The sequence below is a fragment of the Pseudomonas sp. NPDC087804 genome (assembly GCF_044742965.1).
Taxonomy (GTDB): Bacteria; Pseudomonadota; Gammaproteobacteria; order Pseudomonadales; family Pseudomonadaceae; genus Aquipseudomonas; species Aquipseudomonas rustica.
The window spans coordinates 146445-166557 of record NZ_JBIUVN010000009.1; the positions used below are offsets into that span (position 1 = coordinate 146445).

At 60.6% G+C, this 20113-nt stretch carries 23 protein-coding genes; 7 read left to right on the forward strand and 16 right to left on the reverse strand.

Annotation, left to right across the window (positions count from 1 at the left end; genetic code table 11):
- Window positions 1-128: 128 nt before the first annotated feature.
- Both ACIOMO_RS15060 and ACIOMO_RS15065 read left to right on the forward strand, forming a co-directional pair.
- Entirely contained in the window at window positions 129-1541 is a 1413-nt protein-coding gene (locus ACIOMO_RS15060) for an aspartate aminotransferase family protein (protein ID WP_401241657.1), read from the forward strand.
- An 83-nt stretch (window positions 1542-1624) separates the two neighbouring features.
- Window positions 1625-1849 (forward strand): MbtH family protein, encoded by a 225-nt coding sequence (locus tag ACIOMO_RS15065; RefSeq protein ID WP_053122206.1) that lies wholly within the window; start codon window positions 1625-1627, stop codon window positions 1847-1849.
- Window positions 1850-1991: 142 nt separating this feature from the next.
- Here ACIOMO_RS15065 and ACIOMO_RS15070 read toward each other — a convergent pair whose 3' ends face one another.
- The 8 genes from ACIOMO_RS15070 to ACIOMO_RS15105 are packed head-to-tail and all read right to left on the reverse strand — an operon-like array spanning window position 1992 to window position 8252.
- Window positions 1992-2894, reverse strand: a complete 903-nt coding sequence (locus ACIOMO_RS15070) for a metal ABC transporter substrate-binding protein (RefSeq protein WP_401241660.1) — start codon at window positions 2892-2894, stop codon at window positions 1992-1994.
- The gene (locus ACIOMO_RS15075; protein ID WP_007917717.1) at window positions 2895-3794 is read right to left on the reverse strand and encodes a metal ABC transporter permease; all 900 of its coding nucleotides are present in this window, start codon (window positions 3792-3794) and stop codon (window positions 2895-2897) included.
- Window positions 3794-4642 (reverse strand): metal ABC transporter ATP-binding protein, encoded by an 849-nt coding sequence (locus tag ACIOMO_RS15080; RefSeq protein WP_401241663.1) that lies wholly within the window; start codon window positions 4640-4642, stop codon window positions 3794-3796. Before ACIOMO_RS15080 ends, ACIOMO_RS15075 begins: the two co-directional genes overlap by 1 nt.
- Window positions 4639-5568 (reverse strand): metal ABC transporter substrate-binding protein, encoded by a 930-nt coding sequence (locus ACIOMO_RS15085; protein ID WP_401241666.1) that lies wholly within the window; start codon window positions 5566-5568, stop codon window positions 4639-4641. The genes ACIOMO_RS15080 and ACIOMO_RS15085 overlap by 4 nt, the downstream gene beginning before the upstream one ends.
- A gap of 35 nt (window positions 5569-5603) precedes the next feature.
- Window positions 5604-6179, reverse strand: a complete 576-nt coding sequence (locus tag ACIOMO_RS15090; RefSeq protein WP_401241668.1) for a DUF6162 family protein — start codon at window positions 6177-6179, stop codon at window positions 5604-5606.
- On the reverse strand, window positions 6176-6517 hold the full coding sequence (locus ACIOMO_RS15095; protein WP_401241671.1) for a hypothetical protein: 342 nt from the start codon (window positions 6515-6517) through the stop codon (window positions 6176-6178). The genes ACIOMO_RS15090 and ACIOMO_RS15095 overlap by 4 nt, the downstream gene beginning before the upstream one ends.
- On the reverse strand, window positions 6514-7056 hold the full coding sequence (locus tag ACIOMO_RS15100) for a hypothetical protein (protein WP_053122195.1): 543 nt from the start codon (window positions 7054-7056) through the stop codon (window positions 6514-6516). Before ACIOMO_RS15100 ends, ACIOMO_RS15095 begins: the two co-directional genes overlap by 4 nt.
- Complete coding sequence (locus ACIOMO_RS15105; RefSeq protein ID WP_159815143.1) at window positions 7053-8252, reverse strand: PepSY domain-containing protein; 1200 nt, start codon at window positions 8250-8252, stop codon at window positions 7053-7055. Before ACIOMO_RS15105 ends, ACIOMO_RS15100 begins: the two co-directional genes overlap by 4 nt.
- 403 nt (window positions 8253-8655) lie before the next feature.
- Here ACIOMO_RS15105 and leuC point away from each other — a divergent pair, with 403 nt between their 5' ends.
- Together leuC and leuD are read left to right on the forward strand one after the other, a co-directional pair.
- Window positions 8656-10074 (forward strand): 3-isopropylmalate dehydratase large subunit, encoded by a 1419-nt coding sequence (gene leuC, locus ACIOMO_RS15110; protein WP_401241674.1) that lies wholly within the window; start codon window positions 8656-8658, stop codon window positions 10072-10074.
- On the forward strand, window positions 10071-10685 hold the full coding sequence (leuD, locus tag ACIOMO_RS15115; RefSeq protein ID WP_401241677.1) for a 3-isopropylmalate dehydratase small subunit: 615 nt from the start codon (window positions 10071-10073) through the stop codon (window positions 10683-10685). Before leuC ends, leuD begins: the two co-directional genes overlap by 4 nt.
- 84 nt (window positions 10686-10769) lie before the next feature.
- Here the strand turns inward: leuD and ACIOMO_RS15120 are convergent, their stop codons facing one another.
- The 4 genes from ACIOMO_RS15120 to soxR form a co-directional block, all read right to left on the reverse strand.
- Entirely contained in the window at window positions 10770-11720 is a 951-nt protein-coding gene (locus ACIOMO_RS15120) for a LysR substrate-binding domain-containing protein (RefSeq protein ID WP_401241680.1), read from the reverse strand.
- 24 nt (window positions 11721-11744) lie between these two features.
- Window positions 11745-12620, reverse strand: a complete 876-nt coding sequence (locus ACIOMO_RS15125) for an alpha/beta fold hydrolase (protein WP_401241682.1) — start codon at window positions 12618-12620, stop codon at window positions 11745-11747.
- Between the two features lie 214 nt (window positions 12621-12834).
- Window positions 12835-13293 (reverse strand): VOC family protein, encoded by a 459-nt coding sequence (locus ACIOMO_RS15130; protein WP_401241685.1) that lies wholly within the window; start codon window positions 13291-13293, stop codon window positions 12835-12837.
- A 258-nt stretch (window positions 13294-13551) separates the two neighbouring features.
- Window positions 13552-14004, reverse strand: a complete 453-nt coding sequence (gene soxR / locus ACIOMO_RS15135; RefSeq protein WP_401241688.1) for a redox-sensitive transcriptional activator SoxR — start codon at window positions 14002-14004, stop codon at window positions 13552-13554.
- A gap of 92 nt (window positions 14005-14096) precedes the next feature.
- On the opposite strand from soxR, the gene ACIOMO_RS15140 reads away from it, so the two are divergent.
- Window positions 14097-14462 carry an antibiotic biosynthesis monooxygenase gene (locus tag ACIOMO_RS15140; protein WP_053122181.1) on the forward strand — a complete coding sequence of 122 codons (366 nt, stop codon included), beginning with the start codon at window positions 14097-14099 and terminating at the stop codon, window positions 14460-14462.
- Here ACIOMO_RS15140 and ACIOMO_RS15145 read toward each other — a convergent pair.
- The 4 genes from ACIOMO_RS15145 to msuE form a co-directional block, all read right to left on the reverse strand.
- A complete protein-coding gene (locus ACIOMO_RS15145; RefSeq protein ID WP_401241691.1) occupies window positions 14459-15562 on the reverse strand; it encodes a sigma-54 interaction domain-containing protein in 1104 nt (367 codons plus the stop codon). The two genes, ACIOMO_RS15140 and ACIOMO_RS15145, sit on opposite strands and share 4 nt — an antisense overlap.
- 36 nt (window positions 15563-15598) lie before the next feature.
- Complete coding sequence (locus ACIOMO_RS15150; RefSeq protein ID WP_212549079.1) at window positions 15599-16786, reverse strand: acyl-CoA dehydrogenase family protein; 1188 nt, start codon at window positions 16784-16786, stop codon at window positions 15599-15601.
- Between the two features lie 123 nt (window positions 16787-16909).
- Complete coding sequence (ssuD, locus tag ACIOMO_RS15155) at window positions 16910-18055, reverse strand: FMNH2-dependent alkanesulfonate monooxygenase (protein WP_053122175.1); 1146 nt, start codon at window positions 18053-18055, stop codon at window positions 16910-16912.
- Between the two features lie 10 nt (window positions 18056-18065).
- On the reverse strand, window positions 18066-18629 hold the full coding sequence (msuE, locus tag ACIOMO_RS15160) for an FMN reductase (protein WP_053122173.1): 564 nt from the start codon (window positions 18627-18629) through the stop codon (window positions 18066-18068).
- Window positions 18630-19020: 391 nt separating this feature from the next.
- On the opposite strand from msuE, the gene ACIOMO_RS15165 reads away from it, so the two are divergent.
- Both ACIOMO_RS15165 and ACIOMO_RS15170 read left to right on the forward strand, forming a co-directional pair.
- Window positions 19021-19290 carry a hypothetical protein gene (locus ACIOMO_RS15165; RefSeq protein ID WP_053122171.1) on the forward strand — a complete coding sequence of 90 codons (270 nt, stop codon included), beginning with the start codon at window positions 19021-19023 and terminating at the stop codon, window positions 19288-19290.
- Window positions 19291-19391: 101 nt separating this feature from the next.
- Window positions 19392-20006, forward strand: coding sequence for a LysE family translocator (locus ACIOMO_RS15170; RefSeq protein ID WP_053122169.1), 615 nt, complete (start codon window positions 19392-19394; stop codon window positions 20004-20006).
- Window positions 20007-20113: the final 107 nt, after the last annotated feature.

The window sequence follows — 20113 nt, forward strand, 5'->3', positions numbered from 1 at the left end:
GTCTAAATCCTCGACACGCTGAAGCGTTTCCAGAACAGGAAAACCTGCAAGTGCGCCCCGCGACCGGAACGCGCACCTGCCCGGTGTGCTGTTTTGGTCACTATCCATAGCGTATTGAGGGTCGAGAGATGTCAGTCGCCACCAGCCTTATTGAAGAGTCGTCGGCCCGGGTCACTTCGGTGCCGGCGGAAACGCTGTACCAGTTCAACGAGTCGCCGCTACTCGCGCGTCAGGCGCAACAGGAGTCGAATGCTCGCAGCTATCCGCGGCGCATTCCGCTGGCGCTCAAGCGCGCCAAAGGTTTGTACGTCGAAGACGTTGAAGGGCGCACGTTCATCGATTGCCTGGCCGGTGCCGGCACGCTGGCGTTGGGGCATAACCACCCGGTGGTGATCGAAGCGATCCAGCAAGTGCTGGCCGATGAATTGCCGTTGCACACGCTGGATCTGACCACGCCGGTCAAGGATCAATTTGTTCAGGATCTGTTTGCTTTGCTGCCAGCGGCTTTGGCAGCAGAAGCGAAAATCCAGTTCTGCGGCCCCACCGGTACTGATGCCGTGGAAGCCGCATTGAAACTGGTGCGCACGGCCACCGGACGCAGCACCGTGCTGTCGTTTTCCGGCGGTTATCACGGCATGAGCCAAGGCGCGTTGAGCCTGATGGGCAGTCTGGGGCCGAAGAAACCGTTGGGCGCATTGCTCAGCAACGGCGTGCAGTTCATGCCGTTCCCGTATGACTACCGTTGCCCGTTCGGCCTCGGTGGCGCGGCGGGTGTGAAGGCCAATTTGAGCTATCTGGACAACCTGCTCAACGACCCCGAAGCCGGCGTGCAACTGCCCGCAGCAGTGATCGTCGAAGCAGTGCAGGGCGAGGGCGGGGTGATTCCGGCCGACATCGAGTGGCTGCGCGGTTTGCGCCGGATCACCGAGAAGGCCGGCGTCGCATTGATCGTCGACGAGATTCAAAGCGGATTCGCCCGCACCGGCAAGATGTTTGCGTTCGAACACGCTGGCATCGTGCCAGACGTGGTGGTGCTGTCCAAAGCCATCGGCGGCAGCCTGCCGCTGGCGGTGGTGGTCTATCGCGACTGGCTCGACACTTGGCAGCCGGGCGCGCACGCCGGCACGTTCCGTGGCAATCAAATGGCGATGGCCGCCGGGTCGGCGGTGATGCGTTATCTGGTCGAACACGAGGTTTGCGAACATGCCGCCGCCATGGGCGAACGCTTGAGCGAGCATCTGCGCATTCTGCAGCGCGACTTCCCGCAACTCGGCGATATTCGCGGTCGCGGTCTGATGCTCGGGGTTGAACTGGTTGACCCGAACGGTGCGGCGGATGCGCTCGGTCATCCGCCGGCCTTCGCGCGATTGGCACCGCTGGTGCAGCGTGAATGCCTTAAGCGCGGGTTGATTCTGGAGCTCGGCGGTCGGCATGGCGCCGTTGTGCGTTTCCTGCCGCCGCTGGTGATTACTGCGGCGGAGATCGACCGTGTTGCCGAAATCTTCGGCCGCGCGTTGGCCGCTGCCTCCGCCGCTGTGTAAATTTTTCGCCGCGCCGAACGTTCTTTCTTTATACCCGGCTGTACCCGTTGTGCAGCCCACCCTTACAACGATGGAGAACCAGCATGACGTCAGTATTCGACCGCGAGGACATCCTCTTTCAGGTCGTGGTCAACCACGAAGAGCAGTACTCGATCTGGCCGGACTACAAGGCCGTGCCGGAAGGCTGGCGCACCGTGGGCAAGAGCGGCCTGAAAAAGGAATGCCTGGCCTACATCGAAGAAGTCTGGACCGACATGCGTCCGCTGAGCTTGCGTCAGAAGATGGAAGCGCAGGTCGCGGCGCAGTAAGTCATCAGGCAAAAACAAACCCGCTAACCGGTGACGGTTAGCGGGTTTTTTTATGTCCTTAAAAGATCGCAGCCTTCGGCAGCTCCTACATTGGTAAGCGTAAATCCTGTAGGAACTGCCGAAGGCTGCGATCTTTTGATCTTCAGCCCTTCAATCCGTTAAGCACCAAATCCACATTCCCCTCCAGCTCCGCCACCGGATCCGCCGCATCGGTACTCAACACCACCAACCGACTCCCCGAGGCCGCCACCGCCGCTTTCACCGCCTCCGAAGGCTGGCGATGATGCAGCACCACCGCCACATCATTGTCCTTGAGTGTCGCCGTCAGTTTCTGCAGATCCTCAGCCGTCCATTCCGCATCCGGCCGTGGATCCTGGCCGACCAACTCCAGATTGAGGCTGCCAATCAAATAGCCAAAGTGATCACTCAAACTCATCACACTCAGATTATCCGCGCTGGCCAACTTCGCCTCGCTGTCGGCACTGAGTTTGAGCAAACGCTGTTTCAACGCCGCCAGATTCGCCTCGATTGCAGGCTTGGCGCTCGGTGCCAGACGCACCAGATCCGCCGCCATCACGTCGGCCATGCGCCCCATGTTGTTGCTCGCCAGCCACGGCTGACTGTTCAAACCGTCCACCTTCAGATCCGGCTGCACAGCGATGCCGGGCAGGGCGCCGTCCACCGGGCGCGCGGCGTCGACTTCAACGATACGGATATTGCTGCGCCGAGAAATCGGGTACAGCGGATCATCGGCCCACAGCGAGCGCACGCCGATCACCGCGTCGGCGTCGGTCGCCAGTTTGCTCAGCGCCGGCGCGCCGCGTCCGGTGAAATAAGCGGTCTGGCGACTGCCCGGCAGATTCGCCGGCGCCGCGCGTTCGAGCTTGACGTCAGTGCCTTTGAGCAACACTTCGCCCAAACCGTAAGTGATCGGCAACGAGGCCAGCACGTGCAGCGGCTTGGTGCTTTCAGCGGCGAACACAGGTGTGCTGACCACGCCGCACAGGGCCATGGCCAAGGTCAGTTTGCGCATTGAAAAAGTCATTTATCCAAGATTCCCTTTCAGACTCGGGACGACACCGCGCGCGATGGCGGCGAGGGCGAAGGCGATGCCGGCAACCAGAATGATCGCGGCGCCGGACGGAATCGGCAGATCGAAAACGATCGGCGCGAGAATCCCGCACAAGGTGCTCACAGTAGCGATCAACACTGAACACCAGAAAAAGCCCTTGAGCGACTGGCTAAGCAAGCGCGCCGCAGCGGCCGGAATCACCAGCAGCGCACCGACCAGAATCGCACCGATGACTTTTACCGCCGCTACAGTGATCAAGGTCACCAGAATCACGAACAGATAATCCAGGGTCTTCACCGCGACGCCGCGCACCGCCGCCAGTTGCGGGTTGAAACTGGCAAGCATGATGCGGTTGTACAGCGGCAGTGCCAGCGCCATGACCAGCGAGCCGACGATGGCCAGCACCGCCAGGTCATTGCCGTTGACGGTCAACACCGAACCGAACAGCACGTTCTCCAGAATGTGCACGTTGATCTTGCCGGCGAGAATCAGCAGCAGGCTCGCACCCAAGGCCAGCGACACCGAGAGGAACACGCCGATCAAGGTATCCGGCGCCAGACCGGTACGGTTGCGCAGGTAATTGAGCAGGATGCCGAACAACAGGCAGTAGCCGAACAGACTGCCGTACGGCCCGGTGTAGGGTTCGCCAAGCAGAATGCCAATGGCCACGCCGGTCAGCGCGGCGTGACCGACTGCTTCGGAGAAAAACGCGAAGCGCTTGACCACCACCAGCGTGCCGAGGCCGCCGAGTACCGGGCCGATCAACAGGCCGGCGAGCAGCGCATTGACCACAAAACCGTAGGCCAGCGCTTCCGGCAGATAACCGGACGAGGCCCAGCCTTGAACCATCAAACGAAAGGCTTCGTAACTCATCAGCTCGCGCTCCGTGGATAGGTCGAAAACAGTGTCAGCAGACGCTCCGGGGTCAACGCCTCGCGAGGTGTGGCGTCGAACAGCACGCGACGATTGAGGCCGGTGACGCGATCGGCCAGACGGCCGACGGCTTCCAGATCATGCTCGATCCACAACACCGTGATGCCGGCCGCGCGCCAATCGCCGAGCAGGCGTTCGAACACCTGAATCCCGGCTTCGTCGAGTGCGGACATCGGCTCATCGAGCACCAGCAATTGCGGCGCCGGAATCAAACCCTGTGCGAGCAAAACCCGCTGCCGCTCACCGCCGGACAGCGCGCCCATGCGCCGCTTGCGCTTGTCCTGCATGCCGACGCGTTCCAGCGCATCACCGATGGCGCCGGCGTAGTGTTTGCTCAAACCGAGGAACGCCGGACGACGCTGGCACATCGCGGCCATGAAATCGTCGACGGTCATCGGTAGACCGCGATCGAATTCCAGCGCTTGCGGCACATAACCGATGGTGCCGGGCTCGTCGGGCCATTGCAGGCTGAGCTGGCCTTGATGCGGCATCTGCCCGAGCAGGGTTTTGATCAACGAACTCTTGCCGCCACCGTTGGGTCCGACCAGTGCGTGTACGTTGCCGGGCAACACCTGAAAACTGACCTTGTCGAGAATCGTCGTCCGCCCCAGCGTCAGACAAACCTCAGCAAAATCCAGAGTCGGCCCCGAAACCTGTAGGAGTGAGCCTGCTCGCGATAGCGGAGTGTCATCCAACAATGATGCTGGCTGACTTGGCCCCATCGCGAGCAGACTCACTCCTACAGGGGATTCGGTGTTTTCGGGAGAGAGGGTTTCTTTTGAAGTCATGCCCCCGACTCCTGAATCGCCCGCACCACGGTGTTGAGGTTGCCGGTCATTTCCTTTTCGTACTTGTCGGCGGTGTATTCGCCGTAGGAGATGTGCGACAGCGGGTACAGCTTCACCCCGGATTCACGCTGAATGGTATCGACGTAACTGGACGGGAAATCCATCTCCGAGAAGATCACTTTCACGTCCAGTTCGCGCAGTTGATCGATGGTCTTCTTTAACTGGCTCGGGCTCGGCTCGATGCCGTGCGCCGGCTCAACCACTGCCGTCACTTCCAGACCGAATTCACGCAGCAGGTAGTCGTAAGCTGCGTGCACAGTGGCCACGCGCAGCTCGGCGTTCGGCGCCTCGGTCAGCTTGGCCAACGCATCGGCGCGCATCTGCCGCAGGCGTTTGCCGTAGGCGCGGGCGTTCTGCGTGTAGGTTTTGGCGTTGTCCGGGTCGAGTTTGCCCAGTTCGCGGGCGATGTTGTTGACCTGGGCGATCGAGGCGCTGATCGACAAGAAAGTGTGCGGGTTGACCACTTTGCCGGCCCCGCGCGCGGCGACCCCGGTGGCGGCCAAGAGTGGCACGTTTTCGTTGGCTTCGATGGTTTTGACGTTCGGCGTTTCGCTGGCGGCGATCATCCGGTCGGCAAAATCATCATGGCCGACACCGTTGAGCACGATCACGTCCAGCCCGCTGATGCGCTTGATGTCTTCGGCGCGCGGCTCGTAGGCGTGCGGGTTGAAACCGGCCGGAATCAGCGGCACCACTTCGGCTTTGTCGCCGACGATGTTCGCCACATAGCTGTAATACGGATGCAGGGTGATGCCGATGCGCAGGCGTTTGGCGGGATCGGCGCTGGCCAACGGGCTCAGCAGGCAGGCACAAAGACCGGCTAAAAACAGACGCAACAATGGACGGCGGGGCGATGAAATAGACATGGGCAAACGGTCTTCTCTCGGGTGAGGGCGAGGAATCAATGGCGATGTTCGCGGGTAACCCCGGCATCGTATTGCGCGACGATCTGTTTCCAGCCCGACGCGGACAGGGCGGCGTCGGTCAGTTCGGTCGGCACTTTGAGATCGGCATCGCGGTTGAGCCAGATGTCCGGTGCAGCGCTGTGATCGGCGCTCAACAGCATCAAGAACGAACCGGCGACGGCGGGTGCCTGGCTGTGGCCGAAATAGGCAGTGTCGGCCAGCAATTGCCAGGCATGACCGCCGCGACTGACCGAACTCGCATCCTGAGCAAACGGCGCAAAACCTTCTTCGGCCAGATTTTGCGGGGTCGGCAAGGTTTGCTGTTCTTCGCGCAGCAGACGGATTTCGTCGAGGGTCACCCGCAGATCGGCGTAGATGCCCTGCTCGGAAGCACTGAGATCGCGGCGCGCATCGAACTGATGACTGGCGACCGGTTCCGGCTCATGCGACACCCCGCGCCACGCCACCACCGAACCGGCGACCGCCAGAATCAGCAGGCACAACAGCAACACATTGAGGGTTTCATGGCCGGCACCGGCCGGACGGACGACTTGGGTGGTGGGCGTACTCATGGGGCCTCAATATCCGCTTGGTCGATTTCGACGACGTGGCCGGGACCCGCGTCGAACAGCACGTAGAATTCGGCGCCGGGCTTTTTGAAGGTCAGCGTCGAATCGCTGCCAAGCTTGCCCGGTACCAGAATGGTTTCGTCGTAACCGATCACGTCGAGGGTCACGCCGGGGGCGCCGCTGCCGTCGGAAAAACCGCCGGTGCATTTGATCTGGTCGGCGTCGATGGCTTTGCATTCGCACATCGGGTTATGCGCCAGAGCGCTGCCACTGAAACCGGCGCAGAGCACCAGCAACGCGGCGCTCAGCCGCAGGCGGGAAGGGCGTTGCGAGCGGGTCATGGTTTGGCTCCTTGTTGAGTCAGCCAGGCAATGGTGGCGGGGGAGGCCTGGCTCAGGGGAATCGAGGCCTGATGCATGCTGCCGTCCCAGCCTTCCATGGTGATCCACAGTTCGGCGTCGGCTTTGGTTTTCTCCGGCACCGGCAACTGCGCGCCCATGCGGTACGGCGCGCCGAAGAAAATCACCCCGGCGGCGCGCAGGCTGCGCGGTTTGCCGATGCGCAGATAAGTGGCTTTGACTTTGTCGATGCAAGCATCACAAAGCGCGGCGTTGAAGCCTTTCATGTAGCCGGCCGGGCCTTCCAGACGTGGCGCCTCGTTGCGCAATTCGGCGAGGCGCAGGCTCCACGGGCCGACTGCGATTTCGCCGACTTCGCGTTCACCGAGGCCGGCATCGCCGCGAAACAGCGCGACATCGGCGAAGTATTTCGGCATGAAACCCAGCGGGATCAGCAGCAACAGCACGTTGATATGGAAACGCCATTTGTGCCAGAACACGCTCAAGCGCGACGGTTGCGGCAAAGCTGCGGACTTGCTCATGGGTTGACCTCCGACGTTTCCCGGCGCATCGCCGGTTGCGCCTGCACGCGGTTTTTCTTCGATTCACGCTTGAGAGCATTGGCCGTGGCCAGCGCCGTGCGTTTGGTCCAGATCAGCAAACCGCTGAGCACCATCATGCTCAGCAGCAGGCCGAAGAAGAACCAGATCAACTTGATCCACAACCCGCCGAAGTCGCCGGTGTGCAGCGGGCGCATGGATTCGGTAACGAATTCCAGCGACGTGCGGTCGCTCAACAAACGTGAAGTGGCCAACTCACCGCTGTAAGGATCGAGCGTCGCGGTCTGGAACATCAACGGATACCAGCCGCGACCGCCGACGTTGAGGTGGGTATAGGCGTTGGCCGGGAGGCTGACGAAGCTGACTTCGAGGCCGGGGATTTTCTCTTGGGCGATTTCAATGGCGCGATCCAGACTGATGCGCGGCGGCGGGCTGCCGTCGGCCGAGATCGGCACCGCTTCACGGGACATCGCCGGAATGATCGGTTCGCTGGAGATGGAAATGTGGTTGTCGAACAGCAGCGCCTGAATCAGAAACCAGGTGCCGGTGATCGAGATCACGGCGATAAACCAGATCGACCAGATGCCACTGAGGCGGTGGAAATCGCCCCAGAAAATTCGCGCGCCGTGGCGAAAGCGCAGGGTCGGACTAAAGAATCCTTTCCAGAAGCGTTTATAAACCACCAGCCCGGTCACCAGCGAAGCCAGCAACGGCAGACCGAGGAACGACACCAGGTACCAGCCCCAACTGAAACCGTTGGTGAACGGCACCAGCCACCAGCCATGCAGGGCGCGGGTAAAGGCCTGGAAGTTGAAGTCGGGCGCGACTCCCTGAATCACCCCGGTGTACGGGTTGACGTAAACGGTCTGCTCGCGGCCATCCGGGTAGCTGACCTGCACGTCCAGGGCAAAATGCGACTCATCCGGGCGGCTGATGCTCTCGACCACGGTGCGTGGTTCGGCTTTTTTGATCGCCGCGAGTACCTGGTCGTAGCTGAGCAGCGGTGAGTCGTCGGTCGGTTGGCTGGCGCGCATTTGCGGGTTTGCCAGCCAGACGATTTCCTGGCTGACCACCGCCAGCGTGCCGGTGACACAGACGATCAGCACAAAGAACCAGATCGGTAACGCCAGCCAGCTATGAACGAGGAACCACAGTTTGGAGCGGGATTTCTTCGACATGATTGCGCGTCTTGATTTCGATGGAAGGGCGCGGCACCACGGGCTTCGCAGCACAGCAGTCCCCGAACGACCGGTCGTGGCTTTTGCCTACGCGAACGGCCTGCATCTCTATAAGACGAATGAGCGACGCAAATCCCGAAAGGCGATATGAAAGCAAATGTTTCGCAATCCGCCTTCACGCGGAAAACCTGTGGGAGCGGGCTTGCTCGCGAAGGCGGTGTGTCTGTTGCGTGGATGTTGGCTGGCACGACGCCTTCGCGAGCAAGCCCGCTCCCACAGGGGGTTTGTGGTGTTCGGGGGATTGAACACGTTTCATGATCTGCGCGATCACTGTCTGGCAATTGATGGGCGGCAGCGCCTGCCTATGATGGGAATCACTTGGATTGCTTGAGTGAATGCCCTGATGAGCCCCAGAACCCTTTACGACAAACACATCGATTCCCACACGGTCTGCCGTCTCGACGATCAGGGGCATGTGCTGCTGTATATCGACCGTCAGGTGATCAACGAATACACCAGCCCGCAAGCGTTCAGTGGCTTGCGCGCGGCTGGGCGCGAAGTGTGGCGGCCGGGCACGGCGCTGGCGGTGGTCGATCACGTCAACCCGACCACGCCGGTGCGCATCGCCGCGATGCCCGATGCCGGCGGTGCGCGGCAAGTGTCGTATCTGGCGGAGAACTGCCGGGACTTCGGCATCGAACTGCTGGACATCCTCGACAAGCGCCAAGGCATCGAACACGTGATCGCTCCGGAGCAAGGCTTCATCCTGCCGGGTATGGTCATCGCGGCCGGCGACAGCCACACCACGACCTACGGCGCACTCGGCGCGTTCGGGGTCGGCATCGGCACCTCTGAAATCGAGCACTTGCTGGCCTCGCAAACGCTGGTCTACAAACGCCTGAAAAGCCTGCGCGTCACGGTGGATGGCGAGTTGGCGCCGGGCCTGACCTCGAAGGATGTGATCATGGCGCTGATTGGCCAGATCGGCGCATCCGGGGCCACCGGTTACGCCATCGAGTTCTGCGGTTCGACCATTGATGCCTTGAGCGTCGAAGCGCGCATGACCATTTGCAACATGGCCGTCGAGGCCGGTGCGCGCGGGGCCTTTATGGCGCCGGACGAGAAAGTCTTCAGCTACTTGAAAGGCAAACCACGTGCGCCCCAAGGTGAGTTGTGGGATCGCGGCGTGGAAAAATGGCGCGAATTGCGCAGCGATCCCGGCGCGGTGTTCGATCGCGAAATACACCTCGACGCCAGTGGGCTGGAACCAATGGTGACCTGGGGCACCAGCCCGGATCAGGCCGCTGCCATCGGTGCGCGAGTGCCGGATCCGCAATTGATCAGCGACCCGATCCTGCGTCAGGACATGCGCCGCGCCCTCAACTATATGGGCCTCGAAGCGGGCATGGCGCTCAGCGACATCGTCATCAGCCACGCGTTTATCGGCTCATGCACCAACGCGCGGATCGAAGATTTGCGGGATGCCGCCAGCGTCGTGCGCGGGCAACGCGTCTCCGAGCACGTACGCGCGATGATCGTGCCCGGCTCCAGCGAAGTGCGTGCGCAAGCCGAAGCCGAAGGGCTGGCGCAGATTTTTCTCGACGCCGGTTTTGAGTGGCGCCAGTCCGGTTGCTCGATGTGCCTGGCGATGAACGACGACGTACTCGCTCCCGGCGACCGCTGCGCGTCCAGCACCAACCGCAATTTCGAAGGCCGCCAGGGCGCCGGCGCACGCACGCATTTGATGAGCCCGGCGATGGTCGCCGCTGCTGCGATCAGCGGTCGACTCACCGACATCCGCCACTTTGGAGAACGCCCATGAGCCTGCAACCCTTCACTCAAGTCAGCGGTCAGGCCGCGCCGTTTCTGGCGGCCAACGTCGACACCGACGTAATCATGCCGAAACAGTTTCTCAAGGGCATCGATCGTCAAGGGCTGGATCGCGGGGTGTTTTTCGATCTGCGATTTTTGCCGGATGGCAGGCCCAATCCTGATTTCGTGCTCAATCAAGCGGCATGGCGGGGTGCGAGTTTTTTGGTGGTCGGGCCGAATTTTGGCTGCGGTTCCAGTCGTGAGCACGCGGTGTGGGGGTTACAGCAGTTGGGCGTTCGCGCGTTGATCGGCAGCAGTTTCGCCGGAATCTTTTATGACAACTGCCAGCGTAACGGGGTGTTGTTGATCACCCTGGAAGAAGCGCAGGTGCAGCGGATCGGGCAGCTTGTGGGTCAGGCTGAAACGGCGCGGATCAGCATTGATCTGCAAGCGCAGCAGATTGGTTTGGCGGATGGCAGTGTGATCGATTTCCAGATCGATACCCTGCGCAAAACTTCGCTGTTGCTGGGGCTGGATGCGATCGGCAGCACCTTGCAACGCCGCGAACAGATCCACGAGTTCGAACGCCAACACCTGGCCAGTAATCCCTGGTTGTCCTGACCAAAAAGATCGCAGCCTGCGGCAGCTCCTACATGGAACACATTGCCCTGTAGGAGCTGCCGCAGGCTGCGATCTTTTGATCTTCTAAACAGACAACTCTTTGAAATGCCCCTGCAAAAACTCCACACACGCCCTCAACTTCCCAGAATTCGCTAACCGCGTCGGGTACACCGCCCAGACATTCGCGCTCTGCCCGTAATCCTCCAGCACCTGCACCAGCAACCCTTGCTCCAGCAACGGTTTCACATCCCACAGTGAACGCAGCAAAACCCCGCGCCCATCAAGTGCCCATTGCAGAACAATCTCGCCATTGTTCGACGACAACGGCCCGCTGACCCGCACACTTTCCTGCCCGCCCTCGCGATCCAGATTCCAGATGCCGAAGGCGTTGTCGCGTTCCTTGATCACCAGACAGTCGTGCTGCTGCAAGTCATCCAGCGTCAGCGGCGTGCCACGTCGTTGCAGATAATTCGGCGCTGCACACAGCACGCGCCGATTGCTCACCAGACGTCGACCGATGTGCTGCCCGGGAATGTCGTCGCCGACGCGGATCTCCAGGTCGAAACCTTCGTTGATGATGTCCACCACCCGATCAAACAGGTCGAGACGAATCTGCAGTTCCGGGTAGCGCTCGGCCAACAGCGACACCGCTGGCGCCACGTGATTGCGACCGAAACCGAAACTGCTGCAGATGTGCAAACGCCCACGCGGTCTGTCGTGGGCGTCGGAAAGTTCGTCGTGCAGTTGCTGGAAGTCATCAAGAATGCGCAACGCCCAGCGCTGCACACGCTCGCCATCCTCGGTCAGCGAGACGCGCCGACTGGTGCGATGCAGCAGGCGTGTGCCAAGGGTGGTTTCGAGAATCTGGATGCGTTTGCTGACATAGGCGGGCGACAGGCCCAACTCATCGGCCGCGGCGGCAAAGCCGTTTTTGCGGATCACGGTGAGCAGCACACGCAGGTCTTCGGGCAGGGGCACGGAGTCTTTCTTCTGGGACATGTCAAAACGCACGCTGGCGGCAGAAGCCGCCAGCATAGCACCGCGATTTACAAGCTCTGTTCAGCGCAGGAAGGCCAGCGCTTCGGCAAGCAACAGTTCGGGGGCTTCTTCGGCGATGTAATGGCCGGCGGGCAGGGCCTGGCCGGTGACGTTCGTCGCCACTTGCTGCCATTCCTTGAGCGGATCGAAACAGAGGCCGACGGTGCCTTCGGCGCCCCACAGCACCCGCAGCGGCAAACCCAAATGATGATTGGCGGCGATGTCGGCGCGGTCGTGTTCCAGATCGATGCCGGCGCTGGCGCGGTAGTCCTCGCAGATGCCGCGTGCGCTGCCGGGTTGTTGCAGGCAGCGGCGGTATTCGCTGAAGGCTTCGTCGGTGAACGGTTTGAGGCCGGCGCTGCGACTGCCCATCACGCTGCGCAGATAACCTTCCGGGTTGGCTTCGATCAGCGTTTCCGGCAGCGGCGCCGGGCGAATCAGGAAGAACCAGTGCCAGTAGGCGCGGGCGAAGGCTTCGTTGGTTTGGGTGTACATCGCCAGGGTCGGGGCGATGTCCAGCAGCATCATGCGTTGCACGGCGGCGGGGTGGTCGAGGGCGAGGCGATGAGCGACGCGCGCGCCACGGTCGTGGGCGAGGATCGAGAATTGCTCGAAGCCCAGCGCTTGCATTAAGTCGACGTTGTCGCGGGCCATTTCGCGTTTCGAGTAGCTGAGGTGCAACTCGTCAGCGTCGGGGCGACTGCTGTCGCCGTAACCGCGCAGGTCGGCGGCGACCACGGTGAAATGTTCGGCGAGTTGTTCGGCAATCTTGTGCCAGATCACATGGGTCTGCGGATGGCCGTGCAACAGCAACAGGCCCGGCCCGCTGCCGCCGACGCGGTAGGCAATGTCGACGCCATTGACGTGGCGCTGGTCTTTGAGGAATCCGGCAAACATCGGGCTGATCCTTGTTTCAGGGTTCTTGTGGCCTGCATCCTGAAAGCGTCCGGGGTTTGGGGCAAGGCGCAAAGCGTGATGGGCGGGTTCATGAAGTGTGATTTGTTTGTCAGTACCGGCCCCATCGCGAGCAGGCTCACTCCTACAATTGGAATGCAGTCCCCCTGTAGGAGTGAGCCTGCTCGCGATAGCGCCTATGCAAACACTGCAAAACCTAACCCTGGCTAAACATCTCCATCGCTCTTTGCCTGATCTGCTCCTCAGTCAAATCCTCCTTGCGCGAGGCCAGAAACCACAGATGCCCATACGGATCCTTCAACGTCCCGCTGCGATCGCCGTAAAACTGATCCTTGACCTCCGACACCGACGTCGCCCCGGCATCCAGCGCTCGCTGAAATGACTTGTCGACATCCGTCACATAAAGATGCAAACCAACCGACACCGCTTGATCCGGATTGCTCAACGGCCCTTGATCGCACGGCGAGCCGAGCATGATCGCGCTGTCACCGATGCGCAGTTCGGCGTGGCCAATGCCGCCGTCGGGCATGGACAGGCGCATGACTTCGGTGGCACCAAACGCTTTTTTGTAGAACTCGATGGCCTCGGCGGCTTTGTGAATGCCGAGGTACGGGGTGATGCTGTGATACCCCTCGGGAATGGGTTTGACGCTCATGACCTTCTCCCTGATTGTTGTTTTGCGAGGTGAAGAATCACTATAGAACTGTCGGCGCAGTGCAGATTTTTGCCCGACGAGCAGCACCAAAATTGAGCGATGGAAACCAGTCTTTGTGGCGAGGGGATTTATCCCCGTTGGGCTGCGAAGCAGACCCTAAGTCAGTCAATGAGGTATGTCTGAGGGAATAGGGAGGCAGGTTTTGGGTCTGCTCCGCAGCCCAGCGGGGATAAATCCCCTCGCCACAGGGGTTTTCCATCAATTTTTAGGGAAGTGCGGCCCTGGCCCTTGTTCACCCAATACATCGCCCTGATTGCGCAGCGGGCAGGCCTCCATTGAAAGGCAGCCACAGCCAATACAGCCATTCAAACGATCCCGCAGCAGCGTCAACTGCTCGATCCGTTCATCCAGTTCCCGCCGCCACTGCTCGGACAACACCCGCCAATCCGCCGCCGTCGGTGCACGGTCATCCGGCAAAATCTTCAGCGCTTCGCCAATTTCCGCCAACGGAATCCCCAGCCGTTGCGCGACCTTGATCAACGCCACCCGCCGCAGCACCTCACGCGGATAGCGCCGCTGATTGCCGGCATTACGCTGGCTCTTGATCAGTCCCTTCGATTCATAGAAGTGCAGCGCCGTCACCGCCACGCCACTGCGCGCCGCGACTTCGCCAACCGTTAGCTGCTTGTGCACATGTTCTTTGCTGATCATTGAAAACAGCTGTTGACCTTGACTTAACTAGAGGTTTTACCCTGCAGGCCTTCGAGTCGCAAGATTCGCCTTACAGCCAAGTGGGGACTTTCATGCAAGCAACAGCGAAAAATCGCAGTTTCACCCAGTTGATCGAATTCGAAATCGAACCACGTCAGCAGCCGGCATTGGTCAATGCGCTGTCGGTACAGACTGAACGTCTGGCCCAGCGCTACGCGGGATTTGTCAGTGCCAGCGTGCAGGCCAGCGACGATGGCCGGCGCGTATTGAGTTTTCTGCAATGGCAGACCCGCGAAGCGGGGGAGGCGGCGTTTCGCAGTTTCGAGAGCGGCGAGCAGGACTTTTGGCAGTTGATCCACACGCATCAAGCGAAAACCATCACCTTCAATTCCTTTCAGGTGCTAAGCAGCATCGCCCGCAGTCACGACGATGCGCTGCACTGCAATCTGGTCGGCTAGATCGACAGTTGAAGCAGGCGTTCGCCGTGCAGATTGGCGGGTGCCCGGCGCTTGTTCACTGCCAGTTCGCCGATCTTGATCAACCGTGTGCGCGTGACGTTGCGGCTCAAGCCGAGCAGGGCGGCGGTGTGCACCTGGTTGTAATGGCAAAAGCGGTAAGCCGCGCGCAGCAACGCGTCTTCGACTTTTTCGTGGAGGGCGCCGGCCTGTTGCGCGAAGAGTTTTTGGAAGGCCTGCTCCAGCAACGCTTCCGGTGAGTCGTCAGCGCTGTTGTGATGATCGTCCGGGCGCTCGATGCGCAGATTGGACAGGCGCAAATCATCACGTTCAATTACGCCGTTACGGCAGATCAACAAGGTGTGATGGATGACGTTTTCCAGTTCGCGGATGTTGCCCGGCCAACTGTAGCCGCGCAGTTTGTGCTCGGCGCCGAGGCTGATGCTGACTCGCCCGTAACCGAGACGCTGACTGTAGGCCTCAATGAAATGCCGAGTCAGCGGCAGGATGTCGCCGGGGCGATCGCGCAACGGACTGAGTTCCAGATTGACCACGTTGAGGCGGTAATACAGATCCTCACGGAAATTGCCGGCATTGATGGCTTTTTCCAGTTGCACGTTGGTCGCGGCCAAAACCCGCACATCGATCGGAATGCTTTTACGCGAACCGAGCCGCACCACTTCGCGCTCCTGCAACACGCGCAACAACTTGACCTGAATCGCCATCGGCAGATCGCCGATCTCATCGAGAAACAAGGTGCCGCCGTCCGCCTCTTCGAACCAGCCAGCCTTGGCGCTCAAGGCGCCAGTGAACGCGCCTTTTTCATGACCAAACAATTCGGCCTCGACCAGCGACTCGGAAAACGCGCCGCAATTGACCGCGATAAACGGCCGATGGCGACGGTTGCTCAGGTTATGAATATGCCGCGCCACCAACTCCTTGCCGGTACCGGTCTCGCCGATGATCAGCACGCTGGCCTCGCTCGGTGCAACCTGTTGCAAATGCGCGAGCAGGGCTTGGGACTTCGGATCTTCGAACACCTGCGCGGTGGCACGGATCGACGTGGCCAGCGCGGGTGAGGGCGGTAAGGTCAGCAGTTGCATGGGCTCGTCCTTCTTTTTAGTTCAAATGCAGACAGGTCAGGAATAGAAAGTCGGCACCGGCAGCGACTGGTTCAGCGCCCAGTCGCCCAGTTCATGGAGTTTGTAATCCAGCGGATCGTGCAGGGTTTGCGTGCGCAAGTTGCGCCAGTGCCGGTCGAGACGCAGCGAGGCGTGGGTCGAGCGCGCGCCGGTGACTTCGAACAGACGGCTGCAAATCTCCAGACCCTGACGACTGGCCGCGACTTTGGCCGTGGCAATCGCCGTGGCGACATGCCCGCGTTCTTCGGCGCTGAGGTTTGCGCCTTTCGCCCACGCTTCATCCAGCAACGCCGCCGCGCGTTCGACCAATAAACGAATGCCTTCGAGGGCCACCCAGAACTCGCCGAAATGCGCGAGCACATACGGGTCTTCACGCACCTCGCGCGCCGAGGATTTGTGCCAGAGCCGGGTTTCCTTGAGGGTGTACTGCCGCGCTTCTTCGAATGCGCCTTCGGCAATCCCGAGAAACATATGCGTGAAAGTCAGCTGCGCGATCAGTGGCCGCAGGCAGGCGAACGGCGTGCTCAGCGGGCCCGGATCAAGCAGCAGCTCCGACTCTTCGACACGCACCCGTTCAAACGTCGCGCTGCCGCTGTCGGTCTGACGCTGGCCGATATTGTTCCAGTCGTTGTGCAAAGTGATGCCGCTGCGGCCGCTGGGAATCGCCGCGATCAGCAACTTGCCGCCCGCACTTTCATCGACCGCCGAGGCAATCAGCATCTGCGAATCACTGGCGCCGGAGCAGAAGCTTTTCTTCCCGGAAAACTCACGCCAGCCACCGAGGTTTTTGACCACGGTGCGGGTGTCGAGCGGGTTCAGCGCGTTGCCCCAGAACCAGTTCTGCCGCGCGGTCTGTTCGAACCACGGCTGCCATTGTTCCGGTCGCGAGAACAGGCGCACTGTGGCGAGCATTAGATGATGAAAGCCGAAAACGTGAGCGATAGAGCTGTCGACCTTGGCGAACTCGCGGACGATCTGCAGGGTTTCACTCCACGTCGCGCCGAGGCCGCCGTAGCGGGTGGGAATGCTCAGGGCCAGCAGGCCGCTGTCGCGCAGAGCATCGCGCTCGGCTTTCGGCGTGCCACCGCGCTCGTCGCGTTCGACGGCGGTGAGGGCAAACTCGGCGGCCAGTTGGCGGGCGGTTTGCAGCGGGGATAACAGGGTACTTTGCGGTTTGGCAGTCACACCAACACTCCTGAATTCAATCTTCCTGTGTAGGAGCTGCCGCAGGCTGCGATCTTTTGCCTTTGATTTTTTAAAAAAAGATCAAAAGATCGCAGCCTGCGGCAGCTCCTACAGGGGATTTGTTTATGCCGTGGCTTTGGTGGGCAGCACATCATTGGCAATCATTTCGCCAAACGGCCCGGTAAGGTTGGTCACGCCACGCCCGGCCAGGCTCGCGTACGGCTCGGGCAGCAGCGGGAACACCAACTCGGCAAAGCGGTAAGCCTCTTCCAGATGCGGATAACCGGAGAAGATGAAGCTTTCGATGCCCAGATCCGCGTACTCCTTGATCCGCGCCGCCACTTGCTGCGGATCGCCAACCAGCGCCGTCCCCGCGCCACCGCGTACCAGACCGACACCGGCCCACAGGTTCGGGGCGATTTCCAGGTTGTCGCGACGGCCATCGTGCAACGCCGCCATGCGCCGCTGGCCTTCGGAGTCAAACCGCGAAAAGGATTTCTGCGCCGCTTCTATCGTCTCGTCGCTGATGTGCTCGATCAGCTTGTCTGCGGCTTTCCACGCCTCTTCGGCGGTCTCGCGGACGATCACGTGCAGACGAATACCGAACTTCACCGTGCGCCCGTGACGCGCCGCGCGTTCGCGCACATCAGCGATTTTTTCTGCGACCGCCGCCGGAGGTTCGCCCCAGGTCAGGTAGACATCAACCTGCTCGGCGGCCAGATCATGCGCCGCATCGGAGGAGCCGCCGAAGTACAGCGGCGGGTAAGGTTTCTGCACAGGCGGGTAGAGCGCTTTGGCGTTCTGCACTTTCAGGTGCTTGCCCTCGAAATCCACCGATTCGCCTTGCAGCACGCGGCGCCAGATTTTCAGGAATTCATCGGTGACTTCGTAGCGTTCACTGTGGCTGAGGAAGCTGCCGTCGCCACGGTTTTCATCCGGGTCGCCACCGGTCACCACGTTGATCAGCAAGCGGCCATTGGACAATCGATCCAGCGTCGCCGCCATCCGTGCCGAAACGGTCGGCGAGATGATCCCCGGTCGAATCGCCACCAGGTAACGCAGGCGTTCGGTCAACGGCACCAGTGCCGAGGCGATCACCCACGAGTCCTCGCAGGAACGCCCGGTCGGGATCAACACACCGTGATAACCGAGGCTGTCAGCGGCTTGCGCGACTTGTTTCAAATAGTTGAGCGTGACCGGGCGCGCACCTTGGGTGGTGCCCAGATAGTGGCCGTCGCCGTGGGTCGGCAGGAACCAGAAAACATCCATGAACAGCTCCTTAAGCGATCTTCAGCAACGGTTTGATTTGCGTGGCGAACAGCGGCGCAGCGCGCTCGGCGGCCAGACGGATGCGCGCTTTCAGCGGCTCGCTGGTGATCTGGTAGTCGGCGAAATCGGCCTCGGTGGCGTACACACCAATCGGCAAGGTCACGGCCTGGAAGAAACTGAACAGCGGGCGCAATTGGTGATCAAGCACCAGCGCATGCCGTTCGCTGCCACCGGTGGCAGCGAGCAGCACCGGGGTATCGATCAGCGCATTGAGGTCGATCAGGTCGAACAAATGCTTGAGCAGCCCCGGGTAAGAACCGCGATAAACCGGCGCTGCAACAATCAGCAAATCCGCTTGTTCGATGGCTTGCAGCTCGGCCTCGACTTCGGCGCTCAGCTCCTGACGCGAGAGGGCACCGCCGAGCGGACGGGCAATGTCACCGAGTTCGATCAGATGGCTGTCGATCGGCAAATGCCCGGCGAGTTCGGCCAGCAAGGCCTGGGTCAGCACCAACGTACGCGAGGGACGCCAGGTTCCGCCGGAGAGGGCGACGACTTTCAGAGGACGCGACATGATCAATTCCTTGTTTTCAACAGTTGCTCAGCGAGCAGTGGCTAAGTCACTGGGCTTGAGCAAACGCTGTACCAATTCCTGGAGGCCCGGTGTGGCGGGGCTTTGAGTGTTTTGCTAGCGGCCGTTTGTACGAATATGAGGTGGCTTTGTTGAACCGCTGTTGCCTGAGCAACAGTTGCTGGAGCAACACTGAAGCGCCTATGGGGAGAAGTTATAAAGGCTAGTTGTTATTCCGCAAAAGACCGTTAATCGATATTTATAGATCGTTAACGAATATGTCTGAGGCTCTGCGAAAATCCTGATAGCCACTATTGAGAGCGTTGATTTCTGCGCGAGCGAGCCCGGGCGTAGCCTTTGTCCATCGACTACCACTGCTCGCCAGGACGCTCCCATGAATCATTTACTGACTGTTTCGCTGCTGCTCGCTGTCTCCGTACTTGCTGGTTGTGCCGGTCACGTTTCGCCAGAATTGCGCCCTTACAGCGCAGAAGAATCACGCGAACTGGCGATGGAAGCGCTGAACCGCAGTGGTTTGTCCTTCGACGAATATCACGCGAAAAAAGCCCAACTGCTCGGCCAGCCACAGAAGACTTTCGGCTTCGATAAACAAGGTGAGATGAGCGCCGAGCGAGCTGTACAGCTGCACGGTCGCCCTAGCTGATAACAAACTGTACTGCTGGAAGTTTTACTCAACTGTCCGTGGGTTTGCGCGGTGGCGTGAGATAGGGTCAACACCTGAATGCCCCTGACGGATTGCCCACCATGACCCTCTCGCTTGATCTGCTGCTGGGCTTTGCCCTGTTTGCCCTTGTCACCTCGATTACGCCGGGGCCGAACAACACCATGTTGCTGGCATCGGGCGTGAACTTCGGCTTTAACCGCACCATTCCACACATGCTAGGCATTACCTGCGGATTTTTCGTCTTGGTGGTGGCGGTCGGTTTTGGGCTCGGCGCGGTGTTTCAAACCTATCCCATTCTTTATACGATCCTGCGCTACGTCGGCGCGGCGTATCTGCTGTATCTGGCGTGGAAAATCGCTCACTCGGGGCCGGTGGGCGACAACGTTCAGGGCGAGGCCAAACCGATCAGTTATCTCGGCGCTGCGGCGTTTCAGTGGGTCAATCCAAAGGCGTGGATCATGGCCATCGGCGCAATCAGCACCTACACGCCGATGCAGGGTTATTTCACCAATGTCGTGGTGATTGCCGCCGTTTTCGCCATCATCAATCTGCCGAGCGTCGGCGTTTGGGCTGCCTGTGGCACGCTGTTGCGCAATGTGTTGAAAGATCCGCGCTGGTTGCGTGTGTTCAACTGGGGCATGGCCGCGCTGCTGGTGATTTCGCTGTACCCGTTACTTCTCGAAAGCTTTCACTGACGCATAGCCTTCAACCCGCGGCCCGATGCCTGTTAAGCTCGCTTCAGGAGCGTTCCTACGCACTTTTAAATGAAGTTGTTCTTCTTTAACGGCATCCGATCAGGTAT

Coding starts and splice junctions, on each gene's coding strand:
- soxR (WP_401241688.1), bottom strand. CDS start 14,004: ATGATCAGCAAAGAACATGTGCACAAGCAGCTAACGGTTGGCGAAGTC.
- ACIOMO_RS15070 (WP_401241660.1), bottom strand. CDS start 2,894: ATGACTTTTTCAATGCGCAAACTGACCTTGGCCATGGCCCTGTGCGGC.
- ACIOMO_RS15170 (WP_053122169.1), top strand. CDS start 19,392: ATGACCCTCTCGCTTGATCTGCTGCTGGGCTTTGCCCTGTTTGCCCTT.
- msuE (WP_053122173.1), bottom strand. CDS start 18,629: ATGTCGCGTCCTCTGAAAGTCGTCGCCCTCTCCGGCGGAACCTGGCGT.
- ACIOMO_RS15085 (WP_401241666.1), bottom strand. CDS start 5,568: ATGTCTATTTCATCGCCCCGCCGTCCATTGTTGCGTCTGTTTTTAGCC.
- ACIOMO_RS15165 (WP_053122171.1), top strand. CDS start 19,021: ATGAATCATTTACTGACTGTTTCGCTGCTGCTCGCTGTCTCCGTACTT.
- ACIOMO_RS15105 (WP_159815143.1), bottom strand. CDS start 8,252: ATGTCGAAGAAATCCCGCTCCAAACTGTGGTTCCTCGTTCATAGCTGG.
- ACIOMO_RS15145 (WP_401241691.1), bottom strand. CDS start 15,562: ATGCAACTGCTGACCTTACCGCCCTCACCCGCGCTGGCCACGTCGATC.
- ssuD (WP_053122175.1), bottom strand. CDS start 18,055: ATGGATGTTTTCTGGTTCCTGCCGACCCACGGCGACGGCCACTATCTG.
- ACIOMO_RS15100 (WP_053122195.1), bottom strand. CDS start 7,056: ATGAGCAAGTCCGCAGCTTTGCCGCAACCGTCGCGCTTGAGCGTGTTC.
- ACIOMO_RS15140 (WP_053122181.1), top strand. CDS start 14,097: ATGCAAGCAACAGCGAAAAATCGCAGTTTCACCCAGTTGATCGAATTC.
- leuC (WP_401241674.1), top strand. CDS start 8,656: ATGAGCCCCAGAACCCTTTACGACAAACACATCGATTCCCACACGGTC.
- ACIOMO_RS15095 (WP_401241671.1), bottom strand. CDS start 6,517: ATGACCCGCTCGCAACGCCCTTCCCGCCTGCGGCTGAGCGCCGCGTTG.
- ACIOMO_RS15090 (WP_401241668.1), bottom strand. CDS start 6,179: ATGAGTACGCCCACCACCCAAGTCGTCCGTCCGGCCGGTGCCGGCCAT.
- ACIOMO_RS15065 (WP_053122206.1), top strand. CDS start 1,625: ATGACGTCAGTATTCGACCGCGAGGACATCCTCTTTCAGGTCGTGGTC.
- ACIOMO_RS15075 (WP_007917717.1), bottom strand. CDS start 3,794: ATGAGTTACGAAGCCTTTCGTTTGATGGTTCAAGGCTGGGCCTCGTCC.
- leuD (WP_401241677.1), top strand. CDS start 10,071: ATGAGCCTGCAACCCTTCACTCAAGTCAGCGGTCAGGCCGCGCCGTTT.
- ACIOMO_RS15060 (WP_401241657.1), top strand. CDS start 129: ATGTCAGTCGCCACCAGCCTTATTGAAGAGTCGTCGGCCCGGGTCACT.
- ACIOMO_RS15125 (WP_401241682.1), bottom strand. CDS start 12,620: ATGTTTGCCGGATTCCTCAAAGACCAGCGCCACGTCAATGGCGTCGAC.
- ACIOMO_RS15120 (WP_401241680.1), bottom strand. CDS start 11,720: ATGCTGGCGGCTTCTGCCGCCAGCGTGCGTTTTGACATGTCCCAGAAG.
- ACIOMO_RS15080 (WP_401241663.1), bottom strand. CDS start 4,642: ATGACTTCAAAAGAAACCCTCTCTCCCGAAAACACCGAATCCCCTGTA.
- ACIOMO_RS15130 (WP_401241685.1), bottom strand. CDS start 13,293: ATGAGCGTCAAACCCATTCCCGAGGGGTATCACAGCATCACCCCGTAC.